Annotated in this window: 15 protein-coding genes and 1 pseudogene; 13 read left to right on the top strand and 3 right to left on the bottom strand. The window is 64.1% G+C overall.

Features of this window, described 5'->3' with window-relative positions; all coding sequences use genetic code 11:
* Window positions 1-9 precede the first annotated feature (9 nt).
* The 5 genes and pseudogenes from M9945_RS06455 to M9945_RS06435 all read left to right on the top strand — a co-directional run.
* Window positions 10-1,361, top strand: a protein-coding gene (locus tag M9945_RS06455; RefSeq protein ID WP_367930840.1) for an IS3 family transposase whose coding sequence is annotated in 2 segments (ribosomal slippage) — window positions 10-346 and window positions 346-1,361 — 1,353 coding nt in all. Because the reading frame shifts where the segments join, the coding sequence is not laid out codon by codon here.
* 256 nt (window positions 1,362-1,617) lie between these two features.
* A complete protein-coding gene (locus tag M9945_RS06450; RefSeq protein WP_367944782.1) occupies window positions 1,618-3,531 on the top strand; it encodes an autotransporter domain-containing protein in 1,914 nt (637 codons plus the stop codon).
* A gap of 3 nt (window positions 3,532-3,534) precedes the next feature.
* Complete coding sequence (locus M9945_RS06445; protein WP_367943875.1) at window positions 3,535-4,065, top strand: invasion associated locus B family protein; 531 nt, start codon at window positions 3,535-3,537, stop codon at window positions 4,063-4,065.
* Between the two features lie 81 nt (window positions 4,066-4,146).
* Window positions 4,147-4,452, top strand: a complete 306-nt coding sequence (locus M9945_RS06440; protein ID WP_367943874.1) for a LysR family transcriptional regulator — start codon at window positions 4,147-4,149, stop codon at window positions 4,450-4,452.
* 3 nt (window positions 4,453-4,455) lie between these two features.
* A pseudogene (locus tag M9945_RS06435) lies at window positions 4,456-4,668 on the top strand (LysR family transcriptional regulator); the annotation flags it as partial.
* Window positions 4,669-4,723: 55 nt separating this feature from the next.
* Here M9945_RS06435 and M9945_RS06430 read toward each other — a convergent pair.
* Genes M9945_RS06430 through M9945_RS06420 form a run of 3 tightly spaced genes read right to left on the bottom strand, consistent with a single transcriptional unit; the run spans window position 4,724 to window position 7,499 of the window.
* On the bottom strand, window positions 4,724-5,689 hold the full coding sequence (locus M9945_RS06430; RefSeq protein ID WP_367943873.1) for a response regulator: 966 nt from the start codon (window positions 5,687-5,689) through the stop codon (window positions 4,724-4,726).
* Window positions 5,686-7,020: a sensor histidine kinase gene (locus M9945_RS06425; RefSeq protein ID WP_367943872.1), complete on the bottom strand. Its 1,335-nt coding sequence runs from the start codon at window positions 7,018-7,020 to the stop codon at window positions 5,686-5,688. Before M9945_RS06425 ends, M9945_RS06430 begins: the two co-directional genes overlap by 4 nt.
* Window positions 7,017-7,499 (bottom strand): molybdopterin-dependent oxidoreductase, encoded by a 483-nt coding sequence (locus tag M9945_RS06420; RefSeq protein WP_367943871.1) that lies wholly within the window; start codon window positions 7,497-7,499, stop codon window positions 7,017-7,019. The genes M9945_RS06425 and M9945_RS06420 overlap by 4 nt, the downstream gene beginning before the upstream one ends.
* A 90-nt stretch (window positions 7,500-7,589) precedes the next feature.
* Between M9945_RS06420 and M9945_RS06415 the strand changes: the two genes are divergently transcribed.
* The 8 genes from M9945_RS06415 to M9945_RS06380 all read left to right on the top strand — a co-directional run bounded on the left by M9945_RS06415 (window position 7,590) and on the right by M9945_RS06380 (window position 13,731).
* The gene (locus M9945_RS06415; RefSeq protein ID WP_367943870.1) at window positions 7,590-8,114 is read left to right on the top strand and encodes a hypothetical protein; all 525 of its coding nucleotides are present in this window, start codon (window positions 7,590-7,592) and stop codon (window positions 8,112-8,114) included.
* A 1-nt stretch (window position 8,115) separates the two neighbouring features.
* A complete protein-coding gene (locus tag M9945_RS06410; RefSeq protein WP_367943869.1) occupies window positions 8,116-8,688 on the top strand; it encodes a hypothetical protein in 573 nt (190 codons plus the stop codon).
* Window positions 8,689-8,696: 8 nt separating this feature from the next.
* Window positions 8,697-9,176: a hypothetical protein gene (locus M9945_RS06405; RefSeq protein WP_367943868.1), complete on the top strand. Its 480-nt coding sequence runs from the start codon at window positions 8,697-8,699 to the stop codon at window positions 9,174-9,176.
* Window positions 9,173-9,700, top strand: coding sequence for a hypothetical protein (locus M9945_RS06400; RefSeq protein WP_367943867.1), 528 nt, complete (start codon window positions 9,173-9,175; stop codon window positions 9,698-9,700). The genes M9945_RS06405 and M9945_RS06400 overlap by 4 nt, the downstream gene beginning before the upstream one ends.
* A complete protein-coding gene (locus M9945_RS06395) occupies window positions 9,697-10,221 on the top strand; it encodes a hypothetical protein (RefSeq protein WP_367943866.1) in 525 nt (174 codons plus the stop codon). The genes M9945_RS06400 and M9945_RS06395 overlap by 4 nt, the downstream gene beginning before the upstream one ends.
* 26 nt (window positions 10,222-10,247) lie before the next feature.
* On the top strand, window positions 10,248-11,219 hold the full coding sequence (locus tag M9945_RS06390) for a hypothetical protein (protein ID WP_367943865.1): 972 nt from the start codon (window positions 10,248-10,250) through the stop codon (window positions 11,217-11,219).
* Entirely contained in the window at window positions 11,216-13,249 is a 2,034-nt protein-coding gene (locus M9945_RS06385; RefSeq protein WP_367943864.1) for a VWA domain-containing protein, read from the top strand. The genes M9945_RS06390 and M9945_RS06385 overlap by 4 nt, the downstream gene beginning before the upstream one ends.
* Window positions 13,250-13,320: 71 nt before the next feature.
* Window positions 13,321-13,731, top strand: coding sequence for a hypothetical protein (locus M9945_RS06380; protein ID WP_367943863.1), 411 nt, complete (start codon window positions 13,321-13,323; stop codon window positions 13,729-13,731).
* Window positions 13,732-13,973: the final 242 nt, after the last annotated feature.

The raw sequence follows: 13,973 nt of genomic DNA, 5'->3' as shown, positions 1-13,973 counted from the left end.
GGAGCGAAGATGAGACAGAAATCCGGAACCGGGAAAGCGCCGGCAGAGCAGGTCATCAAAGACATCCGCCGCGCAACCCGCAAGCAATATTCGGCCGAGGAGAAGATCCGCATCGTGCTGGAGGGCTTGCGCGGCGAAGAGTCGATCGCGGCGCTGTGCCGGCGCGAGGGGATCGCGGAGAGCCTTTATTACACCTGGTCGAAGGAATTCCTGGAAGCCGGCAAGAAGCGGCTTGCCGGGGATACGGCGCGCGCCGCCACCAGCGACGAGGTGAAGGTTCTGCGCAAGGAGGCGCGCGATCTCAAGGAGGTCGTCGCCGAGCAGGCGCTGGAACTGCGGATTCTTAAAAAAAGCATGATTGCGGATGGGGGCGACGACGAATGAGATACCCCGCATCCGAGAAGCTGGAGATCATTCGGCTCGTCGAGCAGTCGCATCTGTCGGCGCGGCGCACGCTGCAAAAACTCGGTATTCCGCGCTCGACCTTCAATCGCTGGTATGACCGTTTCCTGGCCGGCGGTGTCGATGCGCTGGAGGATCGCAGGCCCCGGCCGAACCGGGTCTGGAACCGCATCCCCGAGGAGAAACGCGATCAGATCATTGAGCTGGCGTTGAACGAGCCGGAGCTGTCGCCACGGGAACTGGCGGTCACCTTCACCGACACGAGGGGCTACTTCGTCTCGGAATCCTCAGTCTATCGCCTGCTCAAGGCCCACGACCTGATCACCAGCCCCGCCTTCATCGTCATCAAGGCCGCCGATGAGTTCCACGACAAGACGACGGCGCCCAACCAGCTCTGGCAGACCGACTTTACCTACTTGAAGGTGATCGGCTGGGGGTGGTTCTACCTGTCGACCGTGCTCGACGACTTCTCTCGCTACATCATCGCCTGGAAGCTGTGCACCACGATGAAGGCCGAGGACGTCACCGACACGCTGACCATCGCGCTGCAGGCTTCTGGCTGCGACAGCGCCAGGGTGGTGCAGCGGCCGCGGCTGTTGTCCGACAACGGCCCCTCTTACGTCTCTTCCGACCTGGCCGCATGGCTATCCGACAAGGGCATGGAACATACGCGCGGGGCGCCCTGCCATCCTCAGACCCAAGGCAAGATCGAGCGATGGCACCAGACGTTGAAGAACCGCATCCTGCTCGAAAACTACTTCCTGCCGGGTGATCTCGAGCAGCAGGTCGCGGCGTTCGTCGATCACTACAACCACCGCCGCTACCACGAGAGCCTCGACAATCTCACCCCTGCCGACGTCTACTTCGGGCGCGGCGATATCATCACGCTGGAAAGGGAAAGGATCAAACGCAAAACCATCAAACAGCGCCGCTTGCTTCATCGAGATGCAGCGGCCTAATGTGACAAACCTGATGGACCAGAGCCTCCGTTAGCTCACGCCGCCTGTTGTCCCAAAAACCCTGACGACGGACACCGGCGGCACGACGATCAGCGCCGGCACGCTCCAGATCGGCAATGGCGGCACGTCGGGCTCGATCACGGGCAACATCACCAACAACGCGGCGCTGGTCTTCAACCGCTCCGACGCCCTGACCTTCGCCGGCTCCATCTCCGGGAGCGGGACGTTCGAGAAGCTCGGCGGCGAAACCACGACACTGACGGGGACCAACAGCTTCACCGGCGGCACGACGATCAGCGCCGGCACGCTCCAGATCGGCAATGGCGGCACGTCGGGCTCGATCACGGGCAACATCACCAACAACGCGGCGCTGATCTTCAACCGCTCGGACGACATCACCTATGACGGCGTGATTTCGGGATCGGGCACGACCAGCTTCATCGGCGCGGGCATGACGACGCTGACCGGCGTCAGCAGCGGCTTGGCCGGACAGGTTGCCGTCACGGGCGGGAACCTGCGCCTCGCCTCCGGCGCTTCGCTCGGCTCGGCGCTTCTCACCGTGGGCGCCGACGGCACCCTTTCGGGCCTGGGCACCATCGCCGGCCATGTGAGCATCAACGGCACCGTCTCGCCGGGTAACTCCATCGGCACGCTGACTGTCGTCGGCAACGCCACCTTTAACGCCGGGTCGATCTTCATCGTTGAGATCGAAGCGCCTGATCAGGCCGACCTGCTCTCGGTCACGGGCACCGCGACGATCGACGGCGGCACGGTGCAGGTCGGCAAGCTCAGCGACGAGGCCAGCTATCAGGGCGGACAGAGCTACCGGATCATCGAGGCGGGAACCGTGGTGCGCAACGGCGGCTTCACCTTCGCCAACCCGTTCCTGTTCCTCTCGTCCGAACTCGACTACGGCGCGACCTATGTGGACATCGTGCTGACGGCTGGCGGCGCCGGACAGGACTTCACATCGGTCGCGCTGACCGACAACCAGCGTCAGGCCGCGACCGCTCTTAACGGCTTCGAACAGAGCGGCGACGCCCTTGCCGTCTATAACGCGCTTCTGCTCATGACCGACGCGGACGAAGCCCGCCGCGCCTTCGACCTCGCCTCGGGCGAAATCCACGCCTCGGGCCAGCACGTCGTCGACCAGAGCACCGGGCTGTTCTCGCGCACGCTGCTCGGCCAGGCTTCGGTCGGAGGGTTCGGCGGCGGCATGGCGGGCGGGCAGGTGTTCACCGCGCCGCTCGGCTACGGGCCGTCCGCCTCGGCCGCACCGGGCATCGCGGCGATCGACGATGCGACCACCTCGGCCTATGCCAGCGGGCGCGTCGCGCAGGCATGGCTTGCCCCGCTGGGCGGGCGCGGCACGGTGGACGTGGACGGCAACGCCGCAAAGCTCGACTGGTGGAGCCTCGGCGTCGCGGGCGGCTACGAAGGCGCGGTCGACGTCGCCAGCGGCAGTGCCTTCGTGGGCTTCGGCCTCGGCTACATCCGCAGCCACGGCTCCGTCGATGCGCTGCTATCCTCGCTCGACGCGGATGGCCTGCACATCGGCGCCTATGGCGGCTGGTCGGACGGGCCGTGGTCGCTCGCAGGCTCGCTCGCCTATGCTGCCAGCCGCGTCTCCACTGAGCGCCACATCGTCTTCGGCGGCATCGACCGCACGGCGAAGGCGAGCTACTGGAACCACACGGTCGGCTTCTCCGGCGAGGCGGCCTACGGCTTCGACATCGGCGGCGGCACGACGGTTTCCCCGCTCGCTACGCTCGACGCGGGCTGGTCGGGTAATAGTGGCTTCACCGAGACGGGCGCGGGCGCGCTCAACCTGACCGCGGGCTCGCAAAGCCGGACGCGGCTCGACACGGGGCTCGGCGTGGCGCTCAGCCACACCTTTCTGACCGAGAGCGGCAAGGTGACACTCGAAGGCCGCGCGCTGTGGGAGCACGCATTCTCCGACGAGAGGCCGAGCCAGAACCACGCCTTCGCAGGAAGCCTGACCGCCTTCACCGTCAACGGACCCGATGCCGGCCGCGACCGATTCCGCGTCGGCGCGGGCCTTTCGTTTGATGCCGCCGACAATGTGAGCGTGCGCGCCCGCTACGATGGCGCGTTCTCCGGCAAGCAGCAGAACCACACCGCGAGCGTCGAGCTCAACGTGAAGTTCTAGGCGATGAAGGCGACCGGAACGATCTTCGGCGTCGCGCTGCTCGGCTTTGCCGGGGCGGGCATCGCCGCCGCGCAGGGCCTCCCCGGCGGCGCGTCCTCGCTCAACGAGGCTCATGGCGACTGGACGGTCGCCTGCACGACGCGGGAAGGCGCGGTGCGCTGCGCCATGACCCAGACTCAGGTGAGCGGCGAGAACCGCCAGCGCGTGCTTGCCGTCGAGCTTTCGGCGGCCGAGGGCGGCAACGCGGCGAACGGCGTTCTGGTGCTGCCCTTCGGGCTTCGGCTGGACGCGGGCGCGCGGCTCGCCATCGACGAGACCGCGCCGCTCGCGGACGCGCGGTTCTCGACCTGCCTGCCTGCGGGCTGTCTCGTGCCGCTCGCCTTCGACGCGGCGACCGTCGCGGTGCTCAAGGCCGGCGCGGCGCTCGGCATTACAGTGACGGCCAACGACAGCGGCCAGGAACTCGCCTTCTCCGTCTCGCTGTCGGGCTTCGCCTCCGCACTTGCGCGTGTGGCGGAGCTAGCGACACGGTAATGCGGCACGGGCCAAACCGAACCTGAAAGTAGGAGCCAGCCGACGCCGCATCGTCAACCTCTACGAGGGAGCACATTGGCGATGAGCGGATCGAACTCACCTCTATGGGAACGCCCTGTACGCTGGCCTGCAGAAGGGCTTCCATTCGCTCTGAGGGCGCTGCGCTACGTCCTTGCGGCGGCCGAGCAGATGAGCTTTTCGGGCGCGGCCGGCGCGCTCGGCATGAAAGTGTCCAGCGTCAGCCGCCATGTGCGTTGCCAGGACGAAGTGACAAACTGTCGGACCTGCAACCATCCACGTCAGCTCGAATCGCGGCAACGCCGCCGGATCAGCAGGTACAGCCCTCCGCTGTATTTTTGTGGGCACTTCTTTGATGCGAGGAGGTAGGAGATGAGGCTGCGTCATCTGCGATATTTCATTACCGTTGCGGAGGAACTGAACTTCACCCGAGCGTCGGCAAGATTGCACATTGAACCATCACCTCTGTCGCGCGCTATCAAGGATCTGGAAGACGACCTCGGCGTGGAGTTGCTGCATCGGTCGAAGGGCAGAATCAGGTTGACGTGGTCGGGAGAGGTCTTCTGCAAGGATGCGCGCCGCCTTCTGGCGCTCTCGAGCGTCGCCAGAAAAGCATGGGGGATTGCGAGGCCGGTTTCGCTCAGGTCACGGACCGTGCCAGTGGTACCGACAGAACCAACGCTACCAGTTCCGCCTGCCTTTGGACGCCGGTCTTGGCGAAGATGTTTCGCAGATGAAATGCGACGGTAGTGCCCGAGATCGCCAACCGGTCCGCGATCTGGTTGCGGCGCAATCCTTCGGCTAACAGACAAGCTACCTGGGCTTCCATCGGGGTCAGATCGAACAACTGGCCAAGGATCGCATTGTCCAGAGGAGGCTGGCTATCCCCGCTGCTCAGTATCAGCATGGCTACCGCATCGTCATGGTGCGCGCGTGCCGGCAACGACATCCCGAGGACCATCAGATGACATCCGTTATCAAGGCGCAAGCCCGCCGGCGCCACTCTTTCATCCGAAATCAATGCGGCGACTAGTGCGGACAGTTTCCGACCATCCTTGCCGCTGGCGGTGACGCCCCCGCTCAGAGCGATACCTACCTCGTCCGACAGGCACCGGGCGAGAGGATTGGCATGGACCACGCCGCCATTGGCGTTCAGCAGCACCACGCCGATGGCCAGGCGGTCCAACGCGGTCAGGCCGGAACGGTCTCCGGGCATTGCGCGCAATTGCTGGATCCGGTTCAGGCGGGATTCAACCGTCGCACGCAACAGGTCGTAGTCAATGGGCTTGGTCAGATAGTCGTCGGCCCCTGCGATGCGTCCATCGATCACGTGCTGGCGTGAGGACAGGGCGGTCAGGAAGACGAAGGGCACGTCGTCGAGATCAGACCGCGCCTTGCGCAAATGGGATATGAACCCTCTTCCGTCCATGCCGGGCATCAGGATATCGCACAGGATCAGATCGGGGCGGCTGCTTTCCAGAAAGGCCAACGCCTCGCGTGCATCTTCGGCAGCCGCCACGATATAACCAGCCTCCTGTAGTTCGAACGTGATATCGTCGCGCAGCGACGGCTCGTCCTCCACGCACAGGATCAGTGGCGCGGTCATGCGGAGGTTTCCCTCGGCAGGTAAAGCGCGGCTGTCAGACCGCCCCCGACACGCTGTGTCAGGTTCACATCACCTCCCTGCATCCGGGCAAGATGGCGCGCAAGCGTCAGCCCCAACCCAGAGCCAGGCAGGGTTTCGTGCCCACTCCCACGATGGAACCTGTCGAAGGCGCACGCGATCTCTTCAGGCGACATACCTCGTCCTCGGTCTTCGACTCGACAGACGATATGAGTCTGCGACTGTGAAACCTCGACATCGACGCGGCAATCCAATGGGGAGTACAAAAGCGCATTGCTGAGCAGGTTGATCAGGATTTCGCCGGACAGCGCCGGATCGCAGAGCGCGACCATCGGAGTTGTCTGCTCCGGCTGGCGGATACGCGACGGCTCACGACCCTGCGCCGTCATCATCAGGTCGTCAATTACCGAGGCTGCCAGATCACGCAGGTCATGAGCACCGAGGTGGGGAAGAACCCCGTCACGTTCCAGCCGTGACATCATCAGGGCGGTATCCGTCAGCTTCACAAGCCGCGCAACCGCCTCGCGCGAGACGGCCGCCTTTTCCGAAACCAATTCCGGCGAAACCGGGCCGCCGCGCCGAGTCAGGCGGTGCATGGCGCTGTCGATCACAGCCAGCGGCGTGCGGAGTTGATGGGCAATCAGATCGGCGAATCGGCGGTGGTTCTCGGAGGTTTCGCGCTCGCGTTCCAGATCGCCGGCCAGCTTTTCAGCCTGGAGGCGATCCAGCCGCCCTCTCATCAACCGCTTCTCGTGATCGATCAGGATTGCGGCTAACCCCAATCCTGCCAATGCAGCCCCCAAGACCGACACCAGCGCGAGCCTGTGCAAATGTCCCAGACGGTCCAGCCGCTCAGCCTGAATCTTCCATTCGTGGGACATTACCAGACTGGCCTTGCCCCGCAGGGCTGCGACCAGAGCTGTGACATGTGCCCGCAGCGCGGCCGGATCAGCCCCTTGCGCGGGATCAAGCGCCAGAAGGCCGCTGCGCCAACCAGCAAGCGTTTCAGAGATCCCCGCATCCTCGAGAAAGCGGCGTTGTGGACCCTCTTCCAGCAGCGTCAGCCGGGAAAGTAAGACGTCAAAGCGGGTCTGAACCTGTTGCGGCGGCGCCTCGTCAGAAAGCGCGAGCGCGAGATTCAAAGCCTCTATCTGTGCTTGGCCAAAGACCCAGATCATGTTTTCGCTGGCACCGATCCGCATCTGACGTTCCAACTGGACTAGCTGCCACGCAGCCAGACCCAGAAGGCCCAGGCAGACCAGAACCAGACCGCCCAGCCCCAAATAACGTATCCACTCTTGGCGGGTGGTCATTGCACATGCAGCGCGACAAGCTGCCAGACCCATCGCATGTCATAGCGGATATCGGCCAGAACGCCGTGATCGTCGCGCGGATAGACGATCCAGACCGGGCCCTTGTCACGCCGGCTCAGGGGCACGCCATCCATGTAAAGCGCGGCCAGAACGTCAAACTGATAAAAATCCTCGATGGGGATATCGACGACATAATCGTTCAATGCCGCGGCGCGCACTTGGCTGCCCTCGGCCCCGGCGTGGGAAAGGATGTCGCGCATCAGCACGCCGCGAAACTCTGGCTGGTGATCTGTGACGCTGGTCGATGTGGCAAACTCATGCCAGTCCATCGCATCGAAATCCGTGCGCGTCAGTTCCACCCTGCCATCCGTCACCGCCCCGGTCAGGGTCAGCAGCACGTTCTCGGCGGCCGCCGGCACGGAGCTGAGCAAAAGCGCTGCGATCAGCGCGGTTCGAGCGATGCGATGCCGCAAGTTCATCACTACAACCTGACGTAAGAACCCGGTTCAGATGCAACTTTAACACAAAAGACCGCACGTTCCCCGTTCAAACGAACGGGGCCGACAGGCATGAGCAAAGATATACTCAGGATTAAACAACAGGAGGAACTGCACTTGTCCATTTTCTCGACCATGTCCAGGGCAGGTGCCCCCCTTCTGATCGGCCTGCTGGCGCTGCCGGCGCTGGCCGACGAACCGGGCGGGCTAGTTACCGGCAGTTTCGGCGATAAGCCGCTGGAGCTGACCGTTGCCTCCGCATTGTCCGAAGCGACGATCATCGGCAACTACACCGATGTATCCCTCCTTGCCGCACAGATGGAAGGCGATCAGGGGCCGGTCAATCTGGAACTGGTCATCAGCGGCGAATTGCCCACTCCTGCCGAGGTCGCGCTGACGCTTACCTTCGCCCGCGACATGGGCCGAAACTGGAGCGGCGATCAGGACAGCCTGACGCTGTCACTGGATGAATTCGCACCGGGGGACGGGATCGTCGCCCTGAAGGGCACGCTCACCGGGCAGGTCAGCGGCGGCCCCGCATCCGAAACCCGGTCCGTCACCTTCAGCTTCGACACTCGGCTTGAAGAGCTTGACTGAGATGGCCGGAGCCGCCCTTGTCCGACTTGCCGCCGTGTTGCTGATCGCTACGGCAACTTCAGCACTGGCCGGTGAACCGCCCAACCCGGTCTGCCACGCTGACGTCCACCGGGCGGGTAAGTTCGATCTGCGACAGATTGGTCCGCTGATCGCGGGAACATGGACCGAATCCGCCATCGGAACGAGTGTGGCAATAGGCGTTCAGGAGAGCACCTTCGAGATCATTTATGACCGGAGCCGCAACCGATTGTATCTGGGTCAGGACGGCATTCAGAGCGAACTGGTGCCGGTTCGAGGTGGCAACAAGCCGCTGCGCTTTGACTTTGTGCGTGGCGAACCAATGGACCCACAGTTTTATATGTTGATTTCAAAGGGTTCCGAGCCCCCCGCCGAGCCCTTCGAATGGGCTTTGGTTCAGGATTGCCAGATTGACTCGGCACCGCAATTCGAATGGCAGTTCGGCACCGGTGCACGACGCTCGGACGGGATTATCAGCTTCTTCTCGGCCGATGAGGCGATGGGAACAAAACGCAATTCCGCGCGGGGCGTCCGCGAACAACTGATCAGCCGATAGGGCAAGCGATGAAGGTGTTTCTCTCACTTATCCTGTCCCTCGGCATCGCGGCCCCGGCCAGCGCGCTGGAGGCCATCGGCGAGATCAGGGCAAGCACAGAAGGTGAAGACCTGAATTGGCAGGTACTGCGTCAAGATGACGGCTCTGCAATGGTGCAGATCACCGATATCGGCCCGCTGACCATGATCGACCTGCATGCGCTTGGTGACGGCAGCATTTCGATCGGAATGATCTTTCATGGCAAGCCTTCAGGCGATACGCCGCCCGCCGGCTTGACCATCGACATGCGACCGGATCGTGGGACGATGGCAGGGGAGATCTGGGAAAGCGAGGAAGAGCCGCCCCGGATGCAGGTCGACCTGCTGGACCTTGAGGATGAAGGCCGCATCCAGGCCAGCTTTTCGGCAACCTTATGCCGCCAGGATGCCCCTGACGACTGTCGCGGCGTCGAGGGGCGGATCGACACGTCGTTGGGTGCCGGCCCATGACGCTTGCCGAGTTATTGGCCGATCCACTGCGCGTCACGCAAAACTCAGACACCGTGCTGGAGATCGAAAACCGTCCGATCCGGCGGGCTGCGATCGCCGCAGCGGCGATACTGGTGGCGATCGCGGGGGGCCTCGCGACCATGGCGGACGGCGCCACCGGAACGGGGATCATCGTCCTAGCCATGGTGGGCCTGATTGGCTGGTTCTACCTGCACGACGTGGTACGACTGACACAGCTGCGCCTGGATCGCGATGCGGGGTTTGCCCGACTGCGCGTGACCACATTGCGCGGACGACACGAGGAGACATGCGCACTCTCGGACCTGCGCAAGGTGGAAAGCGTCGCGCATTATGGAACGGCAGCAGGAAACGATGAGACCCGGCTGGTGCTGGTATGCGGATCGGGACCAGAGCGGCGCGAGATCGTCATGCCGATGTCTCGCCCGGATACCGAAGAGGTGGCGCATCTGACAAGCGTCGTCAATGGCTGGCTGTCCTGCCGCGAACAGGGAGTCTCGTCATGAGCATCGAGACGAATACGCCCGATCTGCTGGAACTGGAACTTGGGATACCGCGCTTTATCCTGTGGTTCGTCATGCTGCCTGTCCTGCCGGTCACGCTGATCGGGCTTGCCAATCTGATCGGCGGCGAGTTCCTGATCGCGTTGGTGCTGCTGGTCGGGCTGAACGGGGCCTTCATCGCGGGATACATTGCCCTGTCCGAGCGCACGCGGCTCCGGCTGGATGCGGGGACGGGGCTGGCCAGCATCACCCGGACATCGCGCCTCGGCACGCGCCGGCGGGACTATCCGCTGGAGGCGCTCGACAGTGCCGAACTGGACCGCAGCCATACCTCGCAAGAGGACCGCAGCACCTCGAAGGTGGTTCTGGTTTTTCGCGACACCCGCCCGGCCACACGGGTCGCGCTGTCGCGGTGGAGCGTGTCCGGCGACGGGCCCGCGCTAATGGCCAATGGCATCAACGCCTGGCTGCGGCGCCATTTCGGGGACGAAACGATCACCCCCAGGCGTCAACATCCAGACTGATCGACACCCGAAAGGAAACCGGCGCCTTGTGGGATTTCAATATAGGACAGGCGTTCAGCCTGATGATGCGGACGCTGCCTTTCGTGCTCATGCGGGCAGCGGTCTATTTCGGGATCACGCTGGCCTACATCCTTGCGACCGGCGCCGGCGTCGGGATCGGCTGGGGCGTCGGCGCCTTCGGAGACGACGACTTTCGCGCGGCCTCGATGGCCTGGGGTGGCATCGCGGGCTTGGGGCTGACTGGGGCGGTGATGTACTGGCTGCGCGAGTATATCCTCTACGTCGTCAAGGCGGGTCATGTCGCGGTTTTGGTCGAGCAGATCGACGGCAGGCCTCTGCCGGAAGGGCGCGGGCAAATCGCCCATGCGACGACCGTGGTGAAAGAACGCTTTGGTCAGGCGTCGCTGCTCTTCGCGCTGGACCAATTGGTAAAGGGCGTCATTCGTGCCGTCACGGGGCTGGCGCGCGGCATCCTGTCGATCCTGCCAATCCCCTATGTCCGGCAGTTGATGGGCGTCGTCCAGGCATTCCTGCGCATGGCGGTCGGGTTCATCGACGAGGTGATCCTCGCTCATGCGATCCGCACCCGCTCGACGGATGCCTGGGGATCGGCGCGTGAGGCGCTGGTGCTCTACGGCCAGAACTGGAAAGTGATGCTGCGCAACGCCGCCTGGCTGACGCTTTTTACCTACGGCCTCGCCTTTCTGATCTTCCTCGTGATGCTCGCCCCGGCTGCCGCACTGGTCTACGCCATCCCCGGCGCCTGGTCGGCGGGCGGCTTCGTCTTCGCGCTTCTGTTCGCATGGAGCGTCAAGGCGGCCTTCCTGGAACCCTTCGCCGTCACCTGCCTGATGCAGGTCTATTTCAAAACGACCGACGGCCAGCAGCCTGACCCGGAATGGGATGCGCGGCTGGAGCAGATGTCCTCGCATTTTCGCAAACTGAAAGAGCGCGCGGGCGCTCGCTTCGGAGCTGCGCACAACGGAGAAGCCGTATGAAACCGCTCGTGACCGCCGGGCTTGCCGCCCTGACGTTATCCCTCGCAGCGCCGGCGCTCGCCCAAGAACGCCAGAACACGATCCTCGTGCTGGACGCATCGGGGTCGATGTGGGGTCAGATTGATGGAGTGAACAAGATCACCATCGCCCGTGAGGTGGTGGCCGAAATCCTGTTGGATTTTCCTGTCGACCAGAACCTCGGTTTCGTCACCTACGGCCACCGCGAGCGCGGACAATGCTCGGATATCGAGACCGTTGTTGCGCCGGCGCCGGGCACCGCCGACGAGATTGCCCGGATCGTTAGCGAACTGAACCCGCGCGGCATGACCCCGATGACCGATGCCGTCATTGCCGCTGCCCAAGCGCTGCGCCATACCGAACAGGCGGCGACCGTGATCCTCGTCTCGGACGGTATCGAAACCTGCAACCCCGATCCCTGCGCCGCCGCCCGCGCGCTGGAGGCGGTCGGCGTGGACTTCACCGCCCACGTCATTGGCTTCGACGTCAGCGGCGAGGCCGAGGCGCTGATGCAGATGCAGTGTATCGCCGAAGAGACCGGCGGCAGATTTCTGACCGCCGACAATGCCCGGGAACTGACGGAGGCCCTGCGCGAGGTTACTGCGGCACCTGCGTCGGCAACGTTTACCTTCACCGCAAACCTTGGTGGTGAGGAGATCGGCGACACCCCCGTCTGGGACCAACCATCAACGGCACCGGACCTCCCCCTTGTTGACGGCGAGGTGATCTGGGAAATCTCGGACACCGGGTTCACCAAGGTTCGGACGGGCGCCGCGAATCCCTTCACCGTCGATCTGCCGTTCGGCGACTACATCGTGACGGTCCATTCGACGGTGCAGGACGACTTCTCGCAGATCGACATCAGCCTGACATCGCACGGTGTGCGCAATGTTCATGCGATTTTCCCGCCCGTCGAGCCGCAACAGCCCCTTGCGCAGGTATCCGCTCCCGCGCGCGCTGTCGTGGGGTCCGCGGTCAGCGTGACATGGGAAGGCGAGGACCTCCATCCGCGCGACTACATTACCATCGTTCCCGCTAAGGCGGAGGACGGGACCTATGGCAATTATGACCGGCTCGAGGACCGGACCGAGGGCGAACTGCGCGCCCCGGCCGAACCCGGTTTCTATGAGGTGCGGCTGCAACTCAACGCCGGCGACCGGGTTCTCTCCCGCACACCCATTGAGGTTGTCGATGCGGACGTCACCGTATCCGCGCCGGCACAGGTCGTCGTCGGATCGGCCTTCCCCGTCACCTGGCAGGCCGAGGGCCTGCATCCGCGCGACTACGTCACCATCGTCCCCGCAGCGGCAGATGACGGCGCCTATGGCGATTACGACCGCATGGAAGGCGATGCCGAGGGCGAGTTGCGTGCGCCGGCCGAGCCGGGGCTTTATGAGGTGCGCCTGCAACTCGACGCCGGCGACCGGGTTCTCGCCCGTGCGCCCGTCGAGGTGATCGAGGGTGATGTCTCGCTCAACGGACCCGACAGGGTGCGGGCCGAAACGGAAATCTCCGTATCATGGACCGGCGCCATCCATCCGCGCGATTACGTTGCCATCGTTCCGATCGGCACGCCCGACGGCGAACAAAGCGGCTATCGCCGTGTCGGCGATGCTGACCGCGGCAGGTTCACCGCCCCGGCAGAGCCAGGCGCCTATGAAATCCGTTACCATCTGGATCGTGGCGACCGGATCATGGCGCGTCGGCCGATCGAAGTGCTGGCGGCGGACGCGCCGATGGATGAGGGTGCCGGGCTCGTCGTGCCCACCACCGCGAAGCCGGGCGAAATCATCGTCGTGAGCTGGACCGGCGGTGGCGAAAGCGAGGACCGGCGTGTTGCGCTGGCTCGCGCCGATCAGGCCGATTTCAGCTGGATCAGTTTCGCAAGCGCCGTTGGGATCGACAGCCTGGAGGTCGCAATGCCGGATGCGCTCGGCACCTACGAGATCCGCTATCTGGACATAACTGGCCGGGTGGTTCTCGGCCGGTCGATCATCGAGGTGCGGCCGTGAAGGGCGCTGTGCTCGCCCTTGCCGTGATTTGCCTTTCCGCACCTGTCCCGGCCCAGGAACGGGATGGGAGCATGACAGGGCTTCTGGACGGCGCGCCCGCGTCCTGGCGGATCGACGCGGAGCGGTCGGAGTACCATTTCGAGAGCGATGATGTCGGCTCCCTGCGCATCTTCGCCGAGCCGCAGGAGGCACCAACGGACATCGGCCCGATCCGCCTGATGGTGATGATGGTCGAGGGAACGGCAAGTCTTGTCGAACTGCGGATCGAGGACGGAGCCGGAAATCCCGTTCTAGGTCTCGCTGACGATGCCGGGGCGCGCATGGTTCTGGACATCGACGGCGAGGGGGACGGCTCGCTGCGCTTCAACGGAGAGATCGAGGCACAGCTGGTGGCCTATTCGATGTCGGGGGCGGCGCCGGATCGACTCCGACCCCTCGTTCTCGAAGTCGCCGGAGGCCGGATAGCGGCCACAGGGCACTAGGTGTTGGGCCACCGCCGCCGTCACATCACAATCGATTCATCGATCGCAGGACCTGCTCTCGATATCCGAGGGTGGCAAGCTCGGCACCGCGGACAACACAATCGCCTTTGCTCTTCCGCCCGGCCTTCGCCTATTTCACGCACCTTCCGGCGTTCGCGCCGGACGGCTTCCTGACCAGCCCTCAGTAGAAGGAGTTCTGGTCGGCTCTGCCCTCGGATTGGCGAGCGCCGGAAGGTGCGAAC

Origin of the sequence: Aquamicrobium sp. (assembly GCF_023954335.1) — a bacterium.
Lineage (GTDB): Bacteria > Pseudomonadota > Alphaproteobacteria > Rhizobiales > Rhizobiaceae > Aerobium.
This window is presented reverse-complemented; position numbering and strand designations above follow the sequence as displayed.